The following is a 23,191-nucleotide window of genomic DNA, read 5'->3' on the forward strand; positions in this document are numbered from 1 at the left end:
GATGCTGGCGCCACCGCCTTCAAGAAGGTGGAGATCCCCGCCGACTGGGCTACCGCCGAGGATGCCAAGAAGGAGAACGTCCTGACCGGTCCCGCCAAGCTGGTCAAGATGGTGGAGAACATTCTGGAGCCCGTGGACCGCATGGACGGCGACAGCCTGCCTGTCTCCGCTTTTGCCGAGCATGTGGACGGTACCTTCGAGCTGGGTGCCGCCGCCTACGAGAAGCGCGGCGTGGCCGTCTCCGTGCCCACCTGGAACTCCGACAAGTGTATCCAGTGTAACCAGTGCGCCTATGTCTGCCCCCACGCTACCATCCGTCCCTTCATGCTGACTGAGGAAGAGGCCGCCAAGGCTCCCGCCTCCGCCAAGATCGTGGACGTGAAGGCCGGCAAGGGCAAGGGCGTGTACAAGTTCACCATGGCCATCTCTCCCCTGGACTGCATGGGCTGCGAGGTCTGCGTGGGTCAGTGCCCCGTGGGCGCTCTGTCCATGGTTCCCCAGGAGAAGGAGGCCGCTCAGCAGGACGTGTTCAACTACTGCGTCGCCGAGGTGGCGGAGAAGAAGGATCTGCAGGACAACACCGTCAAGGGCAGCCAGTTCAAGCAGCCCATGCTGGAGTTCTCCGGCTCCTGCGCCGGCTGCGCCGAGACCAGCTATGCCCGCCTGATCACCCAGCTGTTCGGCGATCATATGTACATCTCCAACGCCACCGGCTGCTCCTCCATCTGGGGCGGTCCCGCCGCTACCTCTCCCTACTGCACCAACAAGGAAGGCCACGGCCCCGCCTGGTCCAACTCCCTGTTCGAGGATAACGCCGAGCACGGCCTGGGCATGTTCCTGGGTCAGCAGGCCACCCGCAACCGCCTGGCCGACAAGGTCAAGGAGCTGGCCGGCGTGACCACCGTTGACGCCAAGCGGGCTGCCTGCGAGGAGTATCTGGCCACCATGGATGACTATGCGGCCAACAAGGCTGCCACCGAGAAGCTGGTTGCCGCTCTGGAAGCCGATCCCGACTGCCCCTACAGCAAGGCCATCCTGGCGGAGAAGGAGTTCCTGGGCAAGAAGTCCATGTGGATCTTCGGCGGCGACGGCTGGGCCTATGACATCGGCTTCGGCGGCGTGGACCACGTGCTGGCTTCCGGCAACAATGTGAACATCTTCGTCTTCGACACCGAGGTGTACTCCAACACCGGCGGCCAGGCTTCCAAGGCCTCCAACATCGGCCAGGTGGCGCAGTTCGCCGCCGCCGGCAAGGAGATCAAGAAGAAGTCCCTGGCGGAGATCGCCATGTCCTACGGCTACATCTACGTGGCGCAGGTGGCCATGGGCGCCAACCCCGCCCAGACCCTGAAGGCCATTCAGGAGGCCGAGGCCTACAACGGTCCCTCCCTGATCATCGGCTATGCTCCCTGCGAGATGCACAGCATCAAGGGCGGCATGAAGAACTGCCAGAAGGAAATGAAGCGTGCCGTGGAGTGCGGCTACTGGAACCTGTTCCGCTTCAATCCCGCTGCCGAGGGCGCCAAGTTCACCCTGGACTCCAAGGAGCCCAAGGACGGCTACCGCGAGTTCCTGATGAACGAGGCCCGTTATGCCCGTCTGACCCAGGAGTTCCCCGAGCGCGCCGAGACCCTGTTCGAGCGCAACGAGAAGAACGCCATGGAGCGCTACGAGCATCTGCTGAAGCTGAAGGCCATGTACGCCGAGTAAGCTGCAAAGCAAATAAAGGACCGCAGGTTTTACCTGCGGTCCTTTTCTTACGCCCGGCCGGCCTCCATCATGTAGCGGAGGTAGGCAGGCAGATCCGCCGGGTCTGACAGGCGGAGGGAGATGCCCTCCGGCCCCGGCTCCAGCAGCCGCAGCATCTGCCGGGCGGCGGGATCGTGTTTCAGGTCGCAGGCGGTCTGATCCGGCAGCTGCAGCAGAACGCTGCCCCGGCTGCGGGCCACAAGGTTGAAAAATGACTCCCGGTCCGGGAGCAGCTTCATGGTCAGCATACGCTTCCTCTTTTCTGATGATCTCACGTTGACGGGATGTCCCGGTACTATTATAATATCATCAGGATTTCCGGCATGTTAGGAGATAACCGCCGGTTTTCTGGCAGAAAACCGTCAGAGAGGTGAGTGCGATGTCCCTGGTGCCCTGCAGTGCCGGCGCCGATCCCCACGGCCGGGAGCTGTCCGCCCACGGCACGGCCCGGTTTCCGGTGGCCTGCTACCGGGATGAGCTGTATCTGGAGGACGTCCCCTGCCCCTGGCACTGGCATGACGAGCTGGAGGCGGTTGTGGTGTCCCGGGGAGAGGTGCAGGTGACGGCCGGCGGGGAGACATTTTCCGTCTCCGCCGGCGGCGGGTTCTTTCTGAACGCCCGGGTGCTGCACAACGTCCGGGGCCGCGGCGGCGGGGGATTCCGCCTCCGTTCGGTGGTGTTCCACCCCCGTCTGGTGGGCGGCAGCGCGGACAGCGTTTTCTGGCAGGATTACCTGCAGCCGCTGCTCTCCCCCGGGGCGCCGGCCTTTGTGCGCCTGGACCCGGACATCCCGTGGAACCGGGAGGCCCTGGCGGCGGTGGAGGCCGCCTGGAGCAGCGCGGAGCGGGAGCCGCCGGACTACGTGTTCCGGATTCGTGCCGCGCTGTCGGAGCTGGTGTTTCAGCTGGTGACCCATCTTCCCGTGGAGCCGGGACTGCCCCCGGAAAAAGTCCTGCGGAATGAAGAGCGGATGAAAAACATGATGCGGTTTATCCAGGCCCATTACGGGGAGGAGCTGACCGTGGCCCGGATCGCGGCCAGCATCTCCGTCAGCGAGAGCGAGTGCCTGCGGTGCTTCCGCGCCGTCATCGGCACGACGCCCATTCAGTACCTGCGGCAGCTGCGGGTGCAGAAGGCGGCGGAGCTGCTGGCAGGCAGCGACCGGAAGATCAGCGACATCGGGGAGCAGTGCGGCTTCCGGGAGATGAGCTACTTCACCAAAACCTTCCGTGAGCTGATGGGCTGCCCGCCGTCCCGCTACCGGGAGAAAAAACGGGCGGGAGGATAACCTCCGCCGGCGCAGAAAACGGCCCGCAGGCGAATGCCTGCGGGCCGTTTTCGGATTTCGGGGGTCACACTCCGCCGCTGTCCGCCGCCATGTTCCGGGAGGCGATGCGCTTCATGGACCGGATGGACAGCACGCATACCAGAACGGTCAGGATGTCGGCGGCGGGCTGGGCGCAGTAGATGCCGGTGACGCCCAGCAGCCGGGGCAGCGTCAGGATGAAGGGGACATAGAACAGCCCCTGGCGGATGCGGGAGAGGAACAGGCCGTACCGGGCGGCGCCGATGGTCTGATAGGTGATGGTCATCATATAGCACAGGCCGAAGGCGGGGTACAGGGCCACCTGGGAGATCAGCAGCCGCCGGCCGTAGGTGACGATCACCGGGTTGCGGTTGAACAGCAGAATCAGCGGCCTGGACACCAGGATATACACCGCTGCCACCAGTACCGTCAGCGCCAGGGCGCCTTTCAGGGCGAACCGCACCGACTGGTGGAACCGGTCCTCGTCCCTGGCGCCGAAGGCGTAGGATGCCACCGGCTGGTAGCCCTGCATGAAGCCCATCACCACGTAGCAGCCGATGAGAATCAGCCGCTGCACCACGCCGTAGGCGGCGATGATCTCGTCGGACTGGGGCAGGCCCGCGGCAGCGATGTTGGTGAGGGAGGAGGCCACCGACAGGCAGATCTGAATCACAGCCGTGGGAATGCCGATCATGGCTACCGTCCGGATCAGCTGCCAGCTGGGGCGGAAGGCCGACGCCTTCAGCCTGATGACCGACCGGCCGCTGGCGTAGAACCAGATCAGAATGAAAAACGTGACGAACTGGGACACGGTGGTGGCCAGGGAGGCGCCCTCCACCCCCAGGTTCAGCCCCCAGTCAAACATGAAAACCGGGTCCAGCAGAATGTTCAGCATAGCGCCGGTGACCACGGCCACGGAGGAGATCTTCACGGAGGACTCCGCCCGGGCGGCGCAGTTCATGCTCTGGGCCGGCAGGTTGGCCAGCGCCGCCACAAACATCCAGAAGGCGTAGTCCTTGGCCAGGGGCAGGGAGGCGTCCGACGCGCCGAAGGCCCGCATCAGCGGCTCCATAAACACGATGCCTCCCACGCACAGCGCAATGCCGATGCCCACCGACAGTCCGATGATGGTGGTGACGGTGCGGCTGGCACCCTCCGGGTCTTTGGCGCCCAGCTGGCGGCCTGCCAGCACGGCGGCGCCGGCGGCGAAGATGTTCTCCACCGACACCATGATCAGCAGCAGGGGCACCGTGACCCCCACCGCCGTCAGGGCGATGTCGGAGTCCAGCATGCCGATATAGGCGGTGTCCACCAGGTTGTACACGGCCTTGGCCAGCAGGGCCAGCGTGGCCGGAACGGCCAGCTTCACAATGGCTTTCGCGGGCGCCATCTCCCCCAGCACGGAGGAGGCCTGAGACGGTTTTTCGGACATTCAGCAAAGCCCCCTTCGCTCAATGATCCCGTAGAGCAGAATGTTCAGCGCCTGGCGGCAGCCCCGCTCCCGGGCGGCGAAGTCCGTCTCCGCCGTGTGGCAGCGGGCGTTGACAAAGTCCTGAAACAGGCGGAAGGCGTCCGCCGCCTCTTCCCTGGTGATGTCGGGCCGCAGGGGAACGGAGGCCAGCAGGCCCTCCAGAATCTCCGTGTTCAGGGCGTCGAAGTCCTGCCGGCGCTGCCGGATTTCCCCGCTGAGATGGGCGGGGGGCGTCATCACCGCCTCGCAGAAAATGCGCTGGTAGACGGGATGCTCCCGGAAAAAGGTCCACCGGGCGTCGAAATATTGCTCCAGCCGGGCCTCCGGGTTCTCCTGCTCCGGCGTCATCCGGGTGCGGATGAAGTCGGTCAGGCGGCGAAAGCACTCCTCCACGCAGGCCAGGAACAGGGCGTCCTTCGTGTCAAAATAGTGGTAGACAATGCCCTTGGAAATGTCCCGGGCGGCGCAGAGGCGGTTGAGGGAGCTGCCGCCGTAGCCCTGGGCGGAGAACTCGGCCAGGGCGCCGTCCAGAATCTTCCGCAGAGTCTGTTGGTTTTTTTCCTCGCGGTTCATAGGGTCACCTCGCAAATATTGACCACTCGGTCTGTTTTGCGATAATAGCATAAATAGACCGGTCGGTCAATATTTTCGGCAAAAAAAGAGACGGCCCCGGGCCGTCTCTATTTGCTCACTGTTTGTCCCACCGCAGCCGCAGCTGCTCTGCCGTGACGGCGTAGCTCCGGGCCTCGTCGGGGTAGGCGGGGCGGTTTTCCGGCAGCGCTTCGCCCCGGCGGCGGTAAATGGCCTCCACCACCGTGTCCAGCAGCTTCGGGTTTTTCACCAGCAGCGGCCCCGTCAGCTGGGAGGCCAGCAGCGTGCCCCGGCAGTAGCCCTCGGGGGTGTCCGGGCCCTCGTTGCCGATGCCCATTTTCAGCTCCTTCAGCAGGGGGTGCTCCACCCCGGCGGTGACGGAGGACTTGTTCATGAAGCCCACCACCGGCTCCGGATAGAGATCCGTGAAGCCGTACACATCCTCCACGAACCGCTTCGGCCCCTGGACGGTGGAAAACTCCGCCAGCCCCAGGCCCCGGTACACGGTGCCCTCCTTGTCGGTGATGGTTTGCCCCAGCAGGTCCATGGCGGTGCCGGCGAACAGCACCGCCGCGCCGCCGCTCACAGCCGCCTCCAGCGCCGGACCGTACTGCCGCAGGTCCTCCAGCGCCGCCTTCTGGGCCCGCTCCGTCCCGGCCCCCAGATACAGGAAGTCGGCGCCGGTGAGGTCGGCGGTCTTTCCCGGCACCACGGCCTCCACCGTGACGGAATGGCCCAGGTCCTCCAGATGGCGGCGCAGCACCGCCACGTTGGCCCAGCCGCCGTACAGGTTCATCAGGTCGGGATAAAAGTGGATGATTTTCACGTCCATATCACAGCGCCTCCTTTTTTACGGCGGGCAGGTCCAGCAGCTTGTCCCGGTCGGAGAAGCAGGTGACCACGTAGAGGTCCTCGTCTCCCTGCTCCTGCAGCAGCGCGGCGGCCTCCGGAATGTCCTCCCCCACGTGAATCTTCTCCGGGGGGATGGCGGTGAAGCGGAAGCGCACCGCCAGGTCGCTGGCGTACCGGCCGCAGAGCATCACCCGCTCCACGTGCTGGCAGTTCAGCAGATCGAAGTCGATGTCCCACAGCCAGCTGGTTTCGCTGGTGTAGTACTTCCGGCTCACCGCGTCCACAATCACCAGCACCGTGCAGGGGGCCTCCCCGGCGCCGCGGATGTAGCGCAGGTTGGTGTCATAGGCGATGGAGTTTTCGTGCTTGCTGGTGAGAAGGGTGCCGTGGTGGCTCCCCAGGGTGAATTTCTGCATCCGGCCGTTTTTCAGAATGTAGCGGCTGATGACCCCGGCGGCGGTGTCGGGGCTGACGCCGCACTCCCGGCAGGCGGCGTAGGCCGCCAGAATGTTGTATACATTATAAATACTGCGGAAGCTCAGCTCCACCGTGACGGCGTTGTCGATGGTCAGCCGGCCGGCGTCCAGGTCCAGGGCCGTGGCGGTGTAGTCGGTAGTGGGCTTCCGGTGGCCGCAGGCGGTGCAGCGGTAGGCGCCGATGTGGTTGTAGTGGACGTAGTCATACTCCATGGGAGCGCGGCACACGGGACAGTAAGCGCCGTCATGGTAGGCGCCGGTGGGGGCGTCGGCGGAGACGGAGCAGCGGTCCAGGCCGAACCACTTCACGTTGTCCCGCCCCCGGGCGAAGCAGGAGGACAGGGGATCGTCAGCGTTCAGCAGCAGGGCGGTGTCCGGGTGGAGGGCCGGGAGAATGGCGTCATAGACGAATTCCGGATGGCCGTTGCGGGTCATCTGGTCCCGGTACAGGTTGGTGATGACGAACAGCGTGGGGTGGAAGAACCGGAAGCTGCGGGCGGCGTACCGCTCGTCGGACTCGATGAGCAGCACATCGGCCTTCACCCTGCCGCCGAAGGTGGCGTGGGTCAGCACCATGGTGGCTACGCCCTCCGTCTGGTTGGAGCCTTCCTTGTTGTACACCACGGTTTTGCCGTCGGCCCGGAGGATGGCGGCAATCATCTCCACGGTGGAGGTTTTGCCGTTGGAGCCGGTGACGGCGATGATGTGCCGGGGCAGCTGCACCCGGCTGAGGATGTCGGGGCAGATCTTCAGCGCCACCTTGCCGGGCAGGGAGCTGCCCTTGCCGATGCGGCGGCCGATGGCGTAGCCCAGCTTGCAGATCAGAATGGCCAGGAATTTTCTCATGGCAGATCGCGCTCCTTTGGAGTGAACTCGGCGACGGCCCGCACCGGGGCGCCGTCGGCGTTGGCATAGTGAAGGGGAAGGGCAAAGAACCGCACTGTGTCCGTGCCGGCCAGGGGGGAGAGCCGCAGGTTCTCCACCAGCACCAGTCCGCTGCCCAGCAGAATGCGGTGAATGGGCAGATCGCCGGTAAGCCGGTCCACGCTGAGACTGTCCACCCCCACGCCTTTCAGGGAGAAGGTCAGCAGATACCGGGCGGCGTCCACCGTCAGCACGGGCCAGGCGTCGGTCAGGTACCGCGCCGTGCCCCAGTATTGGTCATAGCCGCTGCGGAGCAGGAGAAACTCCGCCTGACGCAGCCGCGGCTCCAGACTCCGCAGGAAACCGGCGGTGACGGCGGTGAGCCCCGTCACGTCCGCCACAACGGCGTCGCCGCGGAACCGGTCCGGCGGCAGGGTGTCCAGGGCGGCGCCATCCGGAAAAATATGCCGGGGGGCGTCCATGTGGGTGCCGGTGTGGGAGCCGATGGTCAGCAGCGTCTCCCGGTAGTGGTCCCGCTCCATGTCCGCCGCCGGGGTCAGCCGCGGGGCGGGGGAGCCGGGATACACCGGACAGTCCGCCGTGATGGGGTGGGTCAGGTCCGCCAGCATGGCCTCAGCTCCTTTCTCCCCGGTGCTCCAGCCAGATCATCAGCGCCGCCACATCCGCCGGCGACACACCGGAGATGCGGGAGGCCTGGCCCAGGTTGGCGGGGCGGACGGCGTCCAGCTTCTCCCGGGCCTCCAGCCGCAATCCCTGAATGCTGGCGTAGTCCGCGTCGGCGGGCAGCGTCCGCCGCTCCATCCGCTCGAAGTCCGCCACCTGCTTCATCTGCCGCTGGATGTACCCGGCGTACTTCACCGAGATTTCCACCTGCTCCGCCACGTCGGCAGGCAGGTCCGGCCAGTTGGGGTCAAAGGGGGCCAGGTCCGGGTAGTGAATCTCCGGCCGCCGCAGCAGGGCGATGAGGGCGCAGCCGTCGGTGACGTCGGCGGTGCCCCGCTCCGCAAGGAAGGCGGACAGGGCCGGCGAGGGCGCCGCACCGCTGTGGGTCAGCCGGGCAATCTCCCGGTCCACGGCATCGTACTTGGCCTCCACCTCCGCCAGCCGCTCCGCCGGAACCAGGCCGATTTCGTGGCCGATGGCGGTGAGGCGGCGGTCGGCGTTGTCCTGGCGCAGCACCAGCCGGTACTCGCTGCGGGAGGTCATGATGCGGTAGGGCTCGTTGGTGCCCTTGGTCACCAGATCGTCAATGAGGGTGCCGATGTAGCTCTCGCTGCGCTTGAGAATGAAAGGGTCCTGCCCCCGCAGCTTCCGGGCGGCGTTGACGCCGGCCACAAAGCCCTGCACCGCCGCCTCCTCGTAGCCGGAGGAGCCGTTGAACTGGCCGGCGCCGTACAAGCCGGCTACGCCCTTGGTCTCCAGGGTGGGCAGCAGGAACAGGGGGTCCACGCAGTCGTACTCAATGGCGTAGGCGGGGCGGGTCATCTCCGCCCGGCGCAGCCCCGGCACGCTGTGGAGCATCTGCAGCTGCACCTCCTCCGGCATGGAGGAGGAGAAGCCCTGGATGTACATCTCCTCCGTGTTCAGACCCATAGGCTCCACAAACAGCTGGTGGCGCTTCTTGTCGGGGAAGCGGACAATCTTCGTCTCAAAGGAGGGGCAGTACCGGGGGCCGACGCCCTCAATGACGCCGGAGTAGATGGGGGAGCGGTCCAGATTCTCCTGCACCAGCCGCTTCGTCTCGTCGGTGGTCCAGGTGAGCCAGCACACCGCCCGGTTCTCCGGCGGCTCCTTGGTGGCGTAGGAGAAGGGGACAGGCAGCTGGTCGCCGGGCTGCATCTCCATCTCGTCAAAGTCGATGGACCGGGCGTTGACCCGGGGCGGCGTGCCGGTTTTGAACCGCCGCAGGGGCAGACCCAGAGCCAGCAGGGAGTCCGTCAGCCGCTTGGCGGGGTGCAACCCGTCGGGGCCGGAGTCCTCCACGCACTCGCCGATGATGGTGCGGCCCGCCAGATACGTGCCGGTGGCCAGAATCACGGCCCTGACATCAAACACCGCGCCGGTGGCCAGCACCACCTGGGAGACGGCGCCGTTTTCCGCCCGGAGGGCAATCACCTCGCCCTGCCGCACCGTCAGGTTCTCCTGCCGCTCCAACGTGCGCTTCATCCGCTCCTGATAGCGGCGGCGGTCCGCCTGGGCCCGCAGGCTCCACACGGCGGGGCCTTTCCCCTTGTTCAGCAGCCGGTACTGGATGCAGCACTCGTCGGCGGCTCTGGCCATCTCGCCGCCCAGGGCGTCCAGCTCCCGCACCAGATGGCCCTTTCCGGTACCGCCGATGGCGGGGTTGCAGGGCATGTTGCCCACGGCGTCCAGGTTGATGGTGAACACAATGGTCCGCATCCCCAGCCGCGCGGCGGCCAGCGCCGCCTCAATGCCGGCGTGGCCGGCGCCGATGACGGCAACGTCAAAGTTCCCGGCGTGAAATTCCGTCATGTTGTGAAACTCCTTCTGTCAGGATTTGTGCAGGGTCACGATGGCGATCTCCGGCCGGTTGAACAGCCGGAAGGTGGGGCCGGAGTTGCCCAGCCCCCGGGTGACGAACAGCACGGAGCCGTTTTCCTCATATAACCCCGCGGTGTAGGAGGGGAACAGCGTCCGGTCCGTGGACAGCAGCCCGTCGGTGAAGGGCAGGCGGATGACGCCGCCGTGGCCGTGGCCGGAGAACACCAGATCCGCCCCCAGCAGGCTGTACCGGGCGGGGAAGCGGTCGTTCCGGTGGGCCAGCAGCATCCAGAAGGCGTCGCCGTACCGGGCGTAAACCTCGGCGGCCAGCTCCTCCGGGGTTTTCTGGTCCGCGTAGCCGTTGGGGTCGTCGATGCCCGCCAGCACCACGGTGCCGCCGTTCCGCTCCAGCTCCACTGCCTGGTTGCTGAGCACCGTGACGCCGCCCGCGGCCAGGGCCTCCTTCAGCGCCGGAACGCCGCCGATGGCCCACTCGTGGTTGCCGGTAATATAATAGGTGGGGGCGATGGCCGTCAGCCCGGCGGCCACCTGCTGCGGATAGCCGTCGGCGGGGCCCCGGAAGCAGTCCTCCAGGTCCCCCAGATAGAAGATATAGTCCGGTTCCTCCGCCGCCACCGCGGCGAACAGCCTTTCGTTGTCCGTGCCGAAGGAGGCGCCGTGGAGATCGCTGAGCACCGCGATGCGGCAGCCCTCAAAGCCCTCCGGCAGGCGCCGGAACACGGGGTCAAAGCGGGTGACCTGCAGGGCGGTGTTGCTCCACCGCAAGAAGAGGGCCGCCAGCAGCACCAGCAGCATCAGCACCGGCAGGATCCGGCGGCGCCGGCGGGGGTGGTTTGCCATGAAACGGGTAAGCCTCCTTGTCCCCGGCGGAATGGCCGACGCGGGGTGGGAAATGATTGTATCATTATACCACCGGCAGCGGCGCTTGACGAGAGAAAAAATGACCAAAAAAGGGCGGAACCGGCCGGGGCGGGGCGGGAGCGGGGAAAAACGGGGAAAGCTGTGGAAAATTCGGGAAATTCAGTGGATTTTTTCCGGGAAATGTGATACTTATTTAAATAGGGAGACCGGCGCGTCTCCCGGTGTGTGAATTGAGGGAATTGCGATGAAGAAGAAACGGAACCGCGCGCTGGCGGCGCTGCTTCTGGCGCTGCTTCTGTCCGGCTGCGGGGCGGAGAGGGCCCCTGCCGCGGCAACTTCCGCGCCTCCGCAGCGGGAGGCGGACGCCGTCACCTTTCAGGCGGCGGATGTGAAAAACGATATGATTCCGCCGACGCCGGAGGAGGTGCTGGCGGCCTATGACCGGGCGGTGACGGCCTTCGGCTGGTTCCGTCTGGCGCCGCTGCCCTGCGGCGGCGATCCGGTGCTGGTGGACGGCACCTTTTACCGGCGGGTGGAGTACCCCGGCACCGCCAGCATGGCGGAGCTGAAAACCACCCTCCGCAGCCTGTTTTCCGACGAACTGGCGGAGCGGCTGGTGAAAGAGGGGGGCGACCTGCCGGTGTACCGGGAGATTGACGGGGCGCTGTACGCCCGGTCCTTCACCGGCCGCACCGACCCGGAAAAGGGGGACGCGGAGATCTCCGTGGAGCAGACGGCGCCGGATACCTGCGTGGTGAACGTGGCGGTGGAGCTGATGGAGGGGGGCGGCAGCGTCACCGGAATGGAGTACTACTCCTTCCCCTACCGCTACGTGGGCGACCGCTGGGTGTTTACGGATTTCCGCCTGGTGAACGAGCAGAAATAAGGGTTTTTGAAAAGAGCGGCGTCCGCCGCTCTTTTTCTGCTGTCAAGACATCAGACAGCGTCCGGGGCGGCACCGACCTTCCCGGCGGGAACGGAAGGACGTCCTGTTGTAAGTTTTGCCTAAAAAGTGCGTTAATTTTCGTCCCAAATGTAAAAAACGAAAAAAGAACCTCGTTTTAGCTAAAATTTTCTTGTAAAGTTACGTCGCGGTGGTAAAATGAATCGTGACCCAAAGCTAAACCATAGGAGGAAGTAATCATTATGGAAAATCTGTTTTGCCTCGGCTTTGTCGGTGCGCTGGTCGCGCTGGCCTTCGCCGCTGTGCAGCGCAACAAAGTCATGCAGTATTCGGAGGGCACGGAGCGGATGCAGAAAATCGCCGCCTCCATCCGCGCCGGCGCCAACGCCTATCTGAAGCAGCAGTACACCACCGTGTTCAAGGTGTTTGTGGTGGTGTTCGTGGTGCTGCTGATCATGGCCTTCGGCACCGGCGGCAAGATGCTGTCCAAGTTCACCCCCTTCGCCTTTGTCACCGGCGGCGTGTTCTCCATGCTGGCCGGCTTCATCGGCATGAAGATCGCCACCAACTCCAACGCCCGTACCGCCCAGGCCGCCTCTGAGAGCCTGAACAAGGGCCTGCGGGTGGCCTTCTCCTCCGGCTCCGTCATGGGCTTCACCGTGGTGGGCCTGGGCATGCTGGACATCACCGTCTGGTTCTTCCTGCTGCATTATGCCTTCGGCATCAGCGATCCCACCGTTCTGGGCAGCATCATGGTCATGAACGGCATGGGTGCGTCCTTCATGGCCCTGTTTGCCCGTGTGGGCGGCGGCATCTACACCAAGGCCGCCGACGTGGGCGCCGACCTGGTGGGCAAGGTGGAAGCCGGCATCCCCGAGGATGACCCCCGGAACCCCGCCACCATCGCCGACAACGTGGGCGACAACGTGGGCGACGTGGCCGGCATGGGCGCCGACCTGTACGAGTCCTACGTTGGCTCCATCCTGGCCACCTTCTCCCTGGGCGCCATCGCCGGCTACGGCTGGATGGGCATGCTGCTGCCCCTGCTGCTGGCCGTCACCGGCATCGTCTGCTCCATCATCGGCTCCTTCCTGGTGAAGACCAAGGAGGACGCTGACCAGAAGTCCCTGCTGAAGTCCCTGCGCACCGGCACCTACACCGCCGCCATTCTGGCCGCTGTGGTGGCCGCTCCCCTGACCTACATCATCCTGGGCAACTGGGGTGTCTACATCGCCATCCTCTGCGGCCTCATCGGCGGCTGCGCCATCGGCTACTTCACCGAGTATTACACCTCTGACACCTACAAGCCCACCCAGGAGCTGGCTGCGGCCTCCGAGACCGGCGCCGCCACCATCATCATCGGCGGCATCTCCTTGGGCCTGAAGTCCACCATGATCTCCATCCTGATCGTGGCGGCCGCCACCCTGATCAGCTTCTTCTCCGCCGGCGGCGGCAGCTCCTTCAACATGGGCCTGTACGGCATCGGCATTGCCGCCGTGGGCATGCTGTCCACCCTGGGCATCACCCTGGCCACCGACGCCTACGGCCCCGTGGCCGACAACGCCGGCGGCATCGCCGAGATGAGCGGCCTGCCCGAGAGCGTCCGCGACCGCACCGACGCCCTGGACTCCCTGGGCAACACCACCGCCGCCACCGGCAAGGGCTTCGCCATCGGCTCCGCCTCCCTCACTGCCCTGGCCCTGCTGGTGTCCTATGTGGACATCGTCCAGAGCGGCACCGAGGAGGTGCTGGACCTGACCCTCACCAATCCCCTGATGCTGGTGGGCCTGTTCCTGGGCGCCATGCTGACCTTCGTGTTCTCCGCCTTTACCATGAGCGCCGTCCAGAAGGCGGCCCAGTCCATCGTGGTGGAGGTCCGCCGCCAGTTCCGGGAGATCGCCGGCATCATGGAAGGCAAGACCGATCCCGACTACGCTGCCTGCGTGGCGCTGTGCACCAAGGGCGCCCTGCATGAGATGGTGGTTCCCGCTCTGCTGGCCATTGTGGTTCCCATCCTGGCCGGTCTGGTGCTGGGCCCTGTGGGCGTGGTTGGCCTGCTGGGCGGCGTGTCCGTCACTGGCTTCGCCATGGCTGTGTTCATGTCCAACGCCGGCGGCGCCTGGGATAACGCCAAGAAGTATATCGAGGGCGGTCACCACGGCGGCAAGGGTTCCGAGTGCCACAAGGCCGCTGTCGTGGGCGACACCGTGGGCGATCCCTTCAAGGATACCTCCGGCCCGTCCCTGAACATCCTGATCAAGCTGTGCTCCACCGTGTCCATCGTGTTCTCCGGCCTGATCATCGCCTTCAACCTGATGAGCCTGCTGTAAGCCAAACTCAACCCCGCCCGGGTCAACAGACCCGGGCGGGGTTTTTCGCGCCTGCGGCTCTTCAGGGCGAAAAAAGCCGGGGACCTTCACAGGTCCCCGGCTTTCAGCAGAGGTGATGTATCAGTCCTGGCACAGGCCGGCGGTGATGATGGCCATGGAGTAGACCTCGATGGCGTTGCAGCCCCGGGACAGGTCGTTGATGGGGGCGTTCAGGCCCTGCAGGATGGGGCCGTAGGCGTCGAAGTTGCCCAGGCGCTGGGCAATCTTGTAGCCGATGTTGCCGGCGTTGATGTCGGGGAAGATGAAGGTGTTGGCGTGGCCGGCCACCAGAGAGTTGGGGCACTTGGTACGGGCCACGGTGGGGGACACGGCGGCGTCGAACTGCAGCTCGCCATCCACGGCCAGACCGGGAGCGGCAGCCTTGGTCTTGGCGCAGGCGTTGCGCATCTTGTCCACGTCCTCGCCCTTGCCGGAGCCGAAGGTGGAGTAGCTCAGGAAGGCAATCTTCGGGTCCACGCCAAAGGACTTGGCGGTCTCGGCGGTCTCCACGGCGATCTCCACCAGCTCATCCTCGGTGGGCTTGATGTTGATGGCGCAGTCGGCCATGGCCAGCACCTCGTTGTCACCGGTGGCGGAGGGACGGACCATAATGAAGCAGGAGGACACGATCTTGTTGCCGGGCTTGGTCTTGATCAGCTGCAGGGCGGGACGGACGGTGTCGGCGGTGGAGTAGGTAGCGCCGCCCAGCAGAGCGTCGGCATAGCCCATCTTCACCAGCATGGTGCCGAAGTAGTTGGCCTGGGACAGGGCGGCGCGGCACTGGTCGGCGGTCATCTTGCCCTTGCGCAGCTCCACCATCTTGTCCACCATCTTGTCCATGTCGGCGAAGTTGGCGGGGTCCACGATCTCGGCGCCCCGGATGTTGTAGCCGATCTCCTCGGCGGCGGCCTGAATCTCGTCGGGGTTGCCCACCAGCACGGGGGTCAGGAAGGTACCGGACAGCAGACGGGCGGATGCCTCCAGAATGCGGGGATCGGTGCCCTCGGTGAACACGATCTTGCGGGGATGGGCCTTCAGCTTCTGAATCAACGCGTTAAACATATTCAAAAATGCCTCCAATTCGAATTTGGTTTTGCGCTCTTGCTATTATACACGTCCCATACAAAAGCTTCAATAAAGAAACGCAAAAATACGCAACAAAAAATGAGATTTTTTTCCTCTTCCGGCTGACGGCTTTGGCAAAACCGGGCCCGCGGCGGGACATTCGGAGGCAAAAAGGGGGCGAAACCGGGCGAAGCGGCCGCTTTTCTTTCCAAAAAGGCTTGACGGGGTACAGGAAAAAGGGTATCATACAAACGGTAACAAAATGTTACCGTTTTGGGAAATACTGAGTACACTTCAAAGGAGCGTTTATGAACCACACGCTGAATCAAGTGGATCAGGAGGAGAAGAGAGAGCGGGGCGCGTCCCCGAAGAAGCACTGGACGCCGGTTCAGTACCTGGAGCGGCTGGAGACGCAGATGCGCCTCCGGAAGCTGCACCGGCGCCTGGAACGGGAGGAGCAGGCCCGGCCGGCCGCCGCTGCTGCCCGGACGGCGGAGCGCGCCGCCGACAGGGAGGAGCCGGCGGAGAAGCAGGTTTACGGCGGGGAAGCGCCGGCCGCACCGGCGGCGGCTGTCCGCCGCAGCCGGCCCGCCATCACGGATTTCCGCAGCCTGAAGGCGGCGGTGTCGGAGGAGCTGGCCCATATCCGCCGCCGCATGCGGCATATTCACAAGGAGGCCCGGGCCCAGCGGTTTCCGGAGTCCAACCGCCGCCCCATTCAGCTGGTGCTGATGCTGGCGGGCCTGCTGCCCATGATCGGCAGCCATTTCCGGGAGCGGGTGCGCAGCCGCCATCAGCGCTCCGTGCGGCGCTCCAACGGCGTGGGCGCCTGGCTGGAGCGGCACAGACTGCGGCCGGCGGTGTTTTTCACCCTGGCGGCCCTCATCGTGTCCGCGGCGCTGTTTTCCTCCTTCTATACCCTGGGCACCACCGTCACCTACGGCGGAGAGGTCATCGGCAGCGTCGCCTCCGAGCGGGTGGCCAAGAGCGCCTGCAAGGACCTGGAAAAGGTCACCAAGGAGGCCCTGGGCGGCAGCTATACCCTCAGCGACAGTCTGGTGCAGTATTCCACCAGCATCATGCCCCGCAGCCAGCTGGTGGACGGCGAGACCTTCGAGGAGGAGCTGTCGGACAGCATCGGCCTGGTGACCTACGGCTATACCCTGTATGTGGACGGCGAGCGCATCGGCGCCACGCCCTATAAGGGCGCCCTGGAGGAGCTGCTGCAGCAGCTGAAGGACGGCGTCAGCGACGAGAACACCATCTCCTGCGGCTTCCGGGAAGAGGTAGAAGTGAAGGAGGGCTACGTGCCCACCGAGCAGATCATGAATCTGGGCTACCTGGCGGAGATGCTGTACAGCACCAAAACCGAGGAGGTCACCTACACCGTCAAGGCCGGCGACACCTGGTCCGAGATCGCCGAGGACCATGACATGACCTCCAAGGAGCTGCTGGAGCTGAACCCCGGCTATAACATCAACCGCCTGTCCATCGGCGAAGTGCTGACCATGTCCGCCGCCGTTCCCTACCTGACCCTGACGGTGACGGAGCGGGAGTGCTACGTGGCGGATATCCCCTACGACGTGGAATACACCGACAGCGCCTCCCTCTACAAAGACCAGGAGAAGGTGCTGTCCCCCGGCTCCTACGGCAAGGCGGACCGGGTGGCCAACGTCACCTACGTCAACGGCGAGGAGACGGAGCGGACGGTGCTGTCCTCTGTGACGCTGCTGGAGCCGGTGACGGAACAGCGGGCCAGAGGCACCAAGGAACGGCCCAGCTGGATGCCCACCGGGTCCTTCCGCTGGCCCTGCTCCGGCAATATCACTTCCCGGTTTGGCTACCGGAACCTGAAGTACAGCTACGCTTCCAAAAATCATAAGGGCATCGACATCGCCAACAGGAAGGGAACTCCCATCGTGGCGGCGGACGGCGGCACCGTGGTGTACGCCGGCTGGATGAGCGGCTACGGCTATCTGGTGGAGATTGACCACGGCAACGGCTTCGTCACCTATTACGGCCACAACAGCAAGCTGCTGGTAAAGGTGGGGCAGCACGTCTACAAGGGCCAGCAGATCGCGGCCATGGGCTCCACCGGCAATTCCACCGGCAACCACTGCCACTTCGAGATCCGCTATAACGGCGTGCCGAAAAACCCGCTGAACTACCTGTGAGAAAAGAGCGTCCGGAATTTAACTGCCCCCCACTTGTCAGAAGCAGTCTGACAAGTGGGGGGCAGTTTATTAACTCCTGATCCTGAAACAATCAGAGATTCAGCTCGCTGGCACTTACATAAACACCATCCCAGCTATTGACTCCGGTCTTCAGCACATTGCTCATGGCCTGGAGCATTTTGACATGGTAGCCGTTGATTTCCTGTGCCATTTCCATATAATGGATTTTGTTCGCTCCGTAATACTGATTTGCAACCCGGCTGTAATAGGAGCCGGGATCGTTGATTACGCTTCCCGTTGTCATGTTATGAAGCGTAAATTTACTATAGTTGCTGATAATTTTATAGCGGACGTCCGTCAGGACACACAGGTCACCGTTCATATCTGTAAAAGCATACACATATGCGCACTGCGCAGTTGCAGAAGCATAATCGCGGCGGACGCTGCGGAAATCTGTTCCGGCCAGATAGGCATAATCCGCGGATTTCGGTGCAGAGGGAACGGCGGGCTTCATTGCTTCCTCCACCAGCGCATTCACACGCTTTGTCAGCGGAGTCTCCGAGATGGCAGTAAACAGCATGTCACCCAAAGCCAATCCACCCTCAACAACCTGCGCTGTATAAGTTTCCTGCCGACGTTCTTCAGTAACTTTGTTATCAGCCAAATACTTTAAATCCATGTGAATGGACAGCTGATCATCATTCAGTGTATATGTTCCTCCGTAAAGCTCATACGTGCCGTCCATCAGATAGCGGCTGCCGGAGAAAGCATTTCCCTCACCGAAAGTGAACTCGAGTTCGAATGCCACCATGTCGCCATACATGCGCTTATAACTCCAATTGCCAAGAACAGCTTCGGAGAGAGGAACGGCCGGTGTTTCTTCAACCGGTTCTTCGACACGCTCCATGCCAAGAGATTCAATCAATGGCGCGCTCTCTCCCTTGCGGGGAACATCCAACGCACGATTGGAAATAATGGCCACATCGCCGCGCGTAAAACCGGTCACATTGGCATACTGACCATTGGTAATGCCCAACTTATCAGAAAACTCGTAGGATGTAGAAACATTGAAGTCCTCACCGGAAACATAGCCCATCGCACGCAGCACAAAGGTAATATACTGATTTGCCTTGATGGGGTTGCTGCCGCTGTAAGTAGTCGCAGTGGTGCCGCTGGTCAAACCATTGGCGTAGGCATAGCCAATATAGGAATACACGGTTGAGTTCTTGTCAACATCTGTAAACGGCAGATCCCAGGTACCCTTCAATGCTTCCTCTTCCTTACCCAACAGGCGAACCAGCATAATGATGGCCTGGTTCCGGGTGGGTGTTTTATCCAGGTCAAAGATGGGCGTGCCGTCGGGATTGGTGCCGGTTCCTTTGAAAAGTCCCAGCTCATACAGTTCTTGAGCCGCCTCGGCAGCCTCGTCACTTGCGGCAGCCGCAAAAGGAACGAGGCTAATCATCATAATCAGGGTAAGAATGATACACGATAATCTTTTTTTCATGGTGAACCCTCCTGTTTTGATATAAGCAGTATGATAGCATGTTTTCCAAATAATGTCTACTATTACAGGCATAAAGCGTCTCTTTTCTCTTAAACGGTTGGCGGGGGTGTGCGATTTGAGCCGAACAACTGTTTATAAATACATTGGCCTTTTGGAAGGGTAAAGGAACAGAGAGCCAAATCGGATCCCTGTTCCTTCTACTAAATACTTGCTTTTGCCTAATTAAGAAAGTTCTCTAATGCTGGTTATCTCATCAACTCCAATCTGCCAAGTTCCGATAGAATGGAGCCGTCCTTTAACCTCTATAACATCGCCCTTATCCAGTGCCAGAGTTTGGATTTTCACACGATTATTAGCATAATCGTATCTGATCTCTACGCCATCTTTAGATGTAATCATCTCAAAAAGAGAATTGACCTCTTTTACGGTCATTATTACTGTGCAGGGGGCTCCGATATAGGCGGTATCGTTTCCAATTTTCTTTAATTCGTTTGCGGTAAAAGACTTACCGCTTTCAAATCTGATTTCACTTGCCCCTATGTTTTTGGAAATTCCTATTACAATTCCGGCGATTGCGATTATAACAATCAGGATGAACCATCCACGCAAATAAATGGGCTTCTTATTCTTTGCTCCACATTTAGGACACGCTTTCGCACTGCTGGCAATATCTGCTCCACAGGTAGCACATTTTTTCATTTTAGCCATTTCTCTTCTCCTATCTTTTAAAAAGATATTAACCGATATTGCTTAATGTTAATATACACCGCTTACGGTTAACATTCAAGTAGAAAGTGAGGCTTGAATGTTATGATTTCATACGACAATCTATGGAATGTAATGAAAGAAAAGGGAGTCTCACAATATGCTCTGATAAAAAAGTGTAATGTCAGCCCCGCACAGATTACCCGACTAAAAAGAAATGAAAGTGTTAGCACTCACACAATAGAAATGTTTTGTAAAATCCTTGATTGCCAAGTTGGCGACATAATGGAATACATCAAAGACGATGAAGAATGAATTGGGCGGGGCATCCTGCCCTTTTTTCTTTTCTGTTGGCGTGGTATAGTCGTGAAAACGGCGTGGGAGGATAGTATATAAAAATGGATGATCTTGATTTACAAATCAAATACACCCCCGCCGAGCGTCAATTTCTCCTGTATGAATATTTCTTGAAACGTCTTTTCGTTGGGGAAGCACATCCTGATTTTCTACATCGTTTTATCCTCCAAATACGCAAAAACAGGAAGCACATCTCTCGCATTTTCGCGAAGATGACGTGCTTCCTGCTTGTATTGGAATGAAAATCAGGTGTCCGAACTTTTTAGGGGCAAAAGTCCCGAAAAAGTCCTCTTACTTCTGGCTTTCCGCAACAGCGACAGCCACAGCGACGGTGGCGCCGACCATGGGGTTGTTGCCCATGCCCAGGAAGCCCATCATTTCCACGGAAAATCCGCCTTGCGGCGGCTTTAGCGTTGGGGCGTAAGGGTTTCAGCCGAAGTAAGCCTATCATTTTTCCAATAGGGTAATCCCATCATTCAAGAAATGACGGTAGAATAATTATAGCTTCTATCCTCTGCTGTGTCAACTTCTCAACTTTCGTTGATTTGGCTTAATTGTCTCTGTTTGGTTCTAATTGGCTTTAGCCATCAACTTTCAGCTACTTTCTTCAACTTCATAGTATGCCTTGAATAGGTTTCACTCTTCCAACAGTCAGAAGAAGATCATACCGAAACATCTCTAAAAACTTCTCGAACTCCCGCCGTCATGCAGCCTCAAACGCAGGGCTGCATTTTCTTTTTTGCCAAAGTTTCACAGGTACAGTTATGTGCCAGATATGGATAGTGAATTTGGTATACTGATCTCAGAAAACAGGGGAACAAAGAACCCCAGAAAAAATGATTAAAAGGAGATTACTACAATGACTAACAACAAGAAGAGTTCCATCCGCTATATCGATGACAACACCGCTCTGGTCACCAAGGCTTTCCAGAAGAACGCTTCCATCTTCGGCACCGACGAATTCAAGCTCTGGCGTGAATACAAGGCCATGTTCCCCGGTGCAAAGATGACCACCAAGACCATCAAGAAGAATCCCAATAAGCTAAACATCACTAAAAACATGACCTACGAAAACATGGCTCTCTACATTCGGCAGCAGGATGATGCCGTGGAAGTCATGGTAGAGTTCCAGAAGCAGATCAAGCTCTCCAAGGTTAAGGCTAACCCCTACCGCGCAGTGCTGGCATGGTTCAAGAAGAAGTATTCCGATGTCAATGATTACATGGATTTCTTCGAGGAACTGGCTGCTAAGAACGCCGCAGAGAACGACATGTTTGCCGTTCCTACCGCTACGAACCTCTAATCCGCCAACAAATACGAATCTAAATTAAGAAAGGAATCATGAATTATGGCTACTACTAAGAAGATTTCCGGTTATCGGATTAACTTTACTACCGACACTCTGATTATGAACTACAAGTTCTACGCCGCCTCTCAGCAGTATGGCTCTCCCGAATACAATCTGGTCAAGAGCATTACGAAAGACTTCCCTAATCTGACTGTCAGCGTTCAGGCTGGCCGGGAAGTCACTACCGCCAACAAGAATAAGCGCATGACCTATGAGAACATGAAAAAGCACATCGAAGCCTACGAGAATTCCGCCGATCTCCTGGACGTCTTTGAAACCGTTAAGGCTCTGTCCAAGCCGCTTGCCAATCCCCATAAGTTTGTTGCCGATTGGTTCAGAGCGCAGTTTCCTGATTACGCGGCAGTTCCTACCTTCAAAGACAATAAACTGTTTGTCCTTCCCAAGAAGCCCGAAGAGCCCAACCCCAAGGTTTACAAGTTCAAGAAGACTAAAGAGGCTTCCTAATCCAGATGCAAAAAGCTGACAGCTGTCCCCAAAACGCCTGTTTTTGATTTAATAATTAAAAAATGTTATAATATTTATATAAAACAAAAGAAAAGGAGATAGATTATGCCGTATACGGTTCCCAACCAGAGGGTTGTAACCATTCACCGAGAAAAGGCTCGATCCGACTTTCTCGGTATCAAAAATGAAAACTGGCAGTCCGCGGCGCGTGACCTCGGCGCTCATGCATTGCTGTTGTATCTGTACCTTGCATCAAACGCAGATGGATATGATCTTGCGCTCTCCCCTGCCGCCATTCGTCAGGCGGTAGGAATGGCACGATCAACCTACCACGATCAATTTGTAAGACTGATTGACAAAGGGTATCTGGTAGAAACAGGCGGAAACACCTATGATTTCTATGAAGTACCGCAGACGCGCCCCGGAACACCCCTCAAAAAAGCGGTGTCGGCAGACGGATAGAATTCTGAGGGATGTCCGAGCGCCGTCACAGACAGCGAGTCAGCCGTTCATTCTATACCGGGAGAGGATATAGAAATAAATAATACAACTATTCCAACAGATAACAACGGAATAAATAATAGATATGGTCTGGAGATTACAAAGGAGGTAAAGATTCCAGAAGTGAAAGAAATACACATTAAATTACCAACAGCAGAGCCGAAAAAGACGCTCCTGCCAAAACCGGAAAAGAAGGAGTTCGTATTCTAATGGGCTACGCAGAAAATATGTATCAATGTCTGAAACGAAATGGGTATGCCGATAAATACGATCATGCGGGCATTTACTGTATCAAGATTGACAATATCATTTCAGAAAGATGCCAAGGTTTTGATCTGTGAAGACTATGTTTGCGAGGTTGCAGTTCAGGTAATCCGAGACATGAAACTGCCTTGGCATGAGATCATGGAAATCGCCCGCACAGGATTGTAATTATTGCACATTCTCCCGCCAACGATCAACAAAACCGTCTTCTGGATTAAAACCATCATTTAGCGGGAGCGAAGCCCACCCCAAATTTGAAACGGCAAGTAAAGAAATAATTTTTCCCGAAATAGCTAAGGATGTCCGCAAAAGGGTGTCAGTAATTCCCTGAACAAAATTTGCGCCAAAACAGGGCGATTTCTTTCTCTTTTGGAGCCTCCGCCGTCGTGCAGGAAACCAACTGTTTTATTGGACAGGCTCTTTCACATACTCCATCAGATCACCGGGCTGGCACTCAAAAATTTCACAAAGTTGCATAATGGTATCAACCGTCACGCTCCGGTTGTTTACAAGGCTATCAACCGTCTTCGGGTTGATTTTGTACTTGTTACGCAGATCGACCTTTTTAATCCCTCTGTCTTGCATAAGGGCAAATAGCTTGCTGTAAGATACGGGCATAGTTTCTCCTCCTTTGTACCATAAAGTATACAGCAAAGTCAAGTATCTGTCAATTATACTTGTACCGAAAAGTATACAAATATATTGTACCAATTTAGGTACATTCGTCAATAGACATTTTGTACCCTTAATGGTACAATATAGACAGTTAAGAGAGATCGGGTGGCTGCGACGGACGGGCCGAGGACGAATCGGATATT

The 23,191-nt window shown here is 59.8% G+C and carries 21 protein-coding genes and 1 pseudogene; 9 read left to right on the forward strand and 13 right to left on the reverse strand.

Annotated features, from left to right (window positions below; all coding sequences use genetic code 11):
- A partial coding sequence (locus tag SOX55_RS02185; protein WP_325285797.1) for a 4Fe-4S binding protein occupies positions 1 to 1,710 on the forward strand: 1,710 nt, incomplete at its 5' end.
- Positions 1,711 to 1,757: 47 nt separating this feature from the next.
- Here the strand turns inward: SOX55_RS02185 and SOX55_RS02190 are convergent.
- Positions 1,758 to 1,997 (reverse strand): hypothetical protein, encoded by a 240-nt coding sequence (locus SOX55_RS02190; RefSeq protein WP_325285798.1) that lies wholly within the window; start codon positions 1,995 to 1,997, stop codon positions 1,758 to 1,760.
- 131 nt (positions 1,998 to 2,128) lie between these two features.
- Between SOX55_RS02190 and SOX55_RS02195 the strand changes: the two genes are divergently transcribed.
- Positions 2,129 to 3,037: an AraC family transcriptional regulator gene (locus SOX55_RS02195; protein WP_325285892.1), complete on the forward strand. Its 909-nt coding sequence runs from the start codon at positions 2,129 to 2,131 to the stop codon at positions 3,035 to 3,037.
- 64 nt (positions 3,038 to 3,101) lie between these two features.
- Here SOX55_RS02195 and SOX55_RS02200 read toward each other — a convergent pair whose 3' ends face one another.
- The 7 genes from SOX55_RS02200 to SOX55_RS02230 form a co-directional block, all read right to left on the reverse strand.
- Positions 3,102 to 4,487, reverse strand: coding sequence for an MATE family efflux transporter (locus SOX55_RS02200; protein ID WP_325285799.1), 1,386 nt, complete (start codon positions 4,485 to 4,487; stop codon positions 3,102 to 3,104).
- Positions 4,488 to 5,099: a TetR/AcrR family transcriptional regulator gene (locus SOX55_RS02205; protein WP_325285800.1), complete on the reverse strand. Its 612-nt coding sequence runs from the start codon at positions 5,097 to 5,099 to the stop codon at positions 4,488 to 4,490.
- 115 nt (positions 5,100 to 5,214) lie between these two features.
- Positions 5,215 to 5,949: a type 1 glutamine amidotransferase gene (locus tag SOX55_RS02210; protein ID WP_325285801.1), complete on the reverse strand. Its 735-nt coding sequence runs from the start codon at positions 5,947 to 5,949 to the stop codon at positions 5,215 to 5,217.
- A gap of 1 nt (position 5,950) precedes the next feature.
- Positions 5,951 to 7,291, reverse strand: coding sequence for a MurT ligase domain-containing protein (locus SOX55_RS02215; RefSeq protein ID WP_325285802.1), 1,341 nt, complete (start codon positions 7,289 to 7,291; stop codon positions 5,951 to 5,953).
- Complete coding sequence (locus tag SOX55_RS02220) at positions 7,288 to 7,938, reverse strand: cyclase family protein (RefSeq protein WP_325285803.1); 651 nt, start codon at positions 7,936 to 7,938, stop codon at positions 7,288 to 7,290. The genes SOX55_RS02215 and SOX55_RS02220 overlap by 4 nt, the downstream gene beginning before the upstream one ends.
- A 4-nt stretch (positions 7,939 to 7,942) precedes the next feature.
- A complete protein-coding gene (mnmG, locus tag SOX55_RS02225) occupies positions 7,943 to 9,823 on the reverse strand; it encodes a tRNA uridine-5-carboxymethylaminomethyl(34) synthesis enzyme MnmG (protein ID WP_325285804.1) in 1,881 nt (626 codons plus the stop codon).
- A gap of 18 nt (positions 9,824 to 9,841) precedes the next feature.
- Complete coding sequence (locus SOX55_RS02230) at positions 9,842 to 10,693, reverse strand: metallophosphoesterase (RefSeq protein ID WP_325285805.1); 852 nt, start codon at positions 10,691 to 10,693, stop codon at positions 9,842 to 9,844.
- A gap of 265 nt (positions 10,694 to 10,958) precedes the next feature.
- Between SOX55_RS02230 and SOX55_RS02235 the strand changes: the two genes are divergently transcribed.
- Positions 10,959 to 11,600 (forward strand): hypothetical protein, encoded by a 642-nt coding sequence (locus tag SOX55_RS02235; protein WP_325285806.1) that lies wholly within the window; start codon positions 10,959 to 10,961, stop codon positions 11,598 to 11,600.
- A 260-nt stretch (positions 11,601 to 11,860) separates the two neighbouring features.
- Positions 11,861 to 13,948 (forward strand): sodium-translocating pyrophosphatase, encoded by a 2,088-nt coding sequence (locus SOX55_RS02240; RefSeq protein ID WP_325285807.1) that lies wholly within the window; start codon positions 11,861 to 11,863, stop codon positions 13,946 to 13,948.
- Positions 13,949 to 14,068: 120 nt separating this feature from the next.
- Here SOX55_RS02240 and pta read toward each other — a convergent pair whose 3' ends face one another.
- Positions 14,069 to 15,049, reverse strand: coding sequence for a phosphate acetyltransferase (pta, locus tag SOX55_RS02245; RefSeq protein WP_325285808.1), 981 nt, complete (start codon positions 15,047 to 15,049; stop codon positions 14,069 to 14,071).
- 311 nt (positions 15,050 to 15,360) lie between these two features.
- Here pta and SOX55_RS02250 point away from each other — a divergent pair, with 311 nt between their 5' ends.
- A complete protein-coding gene (locus tag SOX55_RS02250; RefSeq protein ID WP_325285809.1) occupies positions 15,361 to 17,226 on the forward strand; it encodes a peptidoglycan DD-metalloendopeptidase family protein in 1,866 nt (621 codons plus the stop codon).
- A 91-nt stretch (positions 17,227 to 17,317) separates the two neighbouring features.
- Here the strand turns inward: SOX55_RS02250 and SOX55_RS02255 are convergent, their stop codons facing one another.
- Both SOX55_RS02255 and SOX55_RS02260 read right to left on the reverse strand, forming a co-directional pair.
- Entirely contained in the window at positions 17,318 to 18,733 is a 1,416-nt protein-coding gene (locus SOX55_RS02255) for an S-layer homology domain-containing protein (protein ID WP_325285810.1), read from the reverse strand.
- A gap of 222 nt (positions 18,734 to 18,955) precedes the next feature.
- The gene (locus SOX55_RS02260; RefSeq protein ID WP_325285811.1) at positions 18,956 to 19,441 is read right to left on the reverse strand and encodes a zinc ribbon domain-containing protein; all 486 of its coding nucleotides are present in this window, start codon (positions 19,439 to 19,441) and stop codon (positions 18,956 to 18,958) included.
- A gap of 102 nt (positions 19,442 to 19,543) precedes the next feature.
- Here SOX55_RS02260 and SOX55_RS02265 point away from each other — a divergent pair, with 102 nt between their 5' ends.
- On the forward strand, positions 19,544 to 19,753 hold the full coding sequence (locus tag SOX55_RS02265) for a helix-turn-helix domain-containing protein (RefSeq protein WP_325285812.1): 210 nt from the start codon (positions 19,544 to 19,546) through the stop codon (positions 19,751 to 19,753).
- 333 nt (positions 19,754 to 20,086) lie between these two features.
- Here SOX55_RS02265 and SOX55_RS02270 read toward each other — a convergent pair.
- Positions 20,087 to 20,179 (reverse strand): annotated as a pseudogene (locus SOX55_RS02270) (GGGtGRT protein); the annotation flags it as partial.
- A gap of 475 nt (positions 20,180 to 20,654) precedes the next feature.
- Here SOX55_RS02270 and SOX55_RS02275 point away from each other — a divergent pair.
- The 3 genes from SOX55_RS02275 (at position 20,655) to SOX55_RS02285 (ending at position 22,070) form a co-directional block, all read left to right on the forward strand.
- Entirely contained in the window at positions 20,655 to 21,098 is a 444-nt protein-coding gene (locus SOX55_RS02275) for a hypothetical protein (RefSeq protein ID WP_325285813.1), read from the forward strand.
- Between the two features lie 45 nt (positions 21,099 to 21,143).
- Positions 21,144 to 21,608 carry a hypothetical protein gene (locus SOX55_RS02280; protein WP_325285814.1) on the forward strand — a complete coding sequence of 155 codons (465 nt, stop codon included), beginning with the start codon at positions 21,144 to 21,146 and terminating at the stop codon, positions 21,606 to 21,608.
- 105 nt (positions 21,609 to 21,713) lie between these two features.
- Entirely contained in the window at positions 21,714 to 22,070 is a 357-nt protein-coding gene (locus SOX55_RS02285; RefSeq protein ID WP_325285815.1) for a hypothetical protein, read from the forward strand.
- 708 nt (positions 22,071 to 22,778) lie between these two features.
- Here the strand turns inward: SOX55_RS02285 and SOX55_RS02290 are convergent.
- Positions 22,779 to 22,991 (reverse strand): helix-turn-helix domain-containing protein, encoded by a 213-nt coding sequence (locus SOX55_RS02290; RefSeq protein WP_325285816.1) that lies wholly within the window; start codon positions 22,989 to 22,991, stop codon positions 22,779 to 22,781.
- Positions 22,992 to 23,191 lie beyond the last annotated feature (200 nt).

Source organism: Dysosmobacter sp. (assembly GCF_034093755.1).
Lineage (GTDB): Bacteria > Bacillota > Clostridia > Oscillospirales > Oscillospiraceae > Oscillibacter.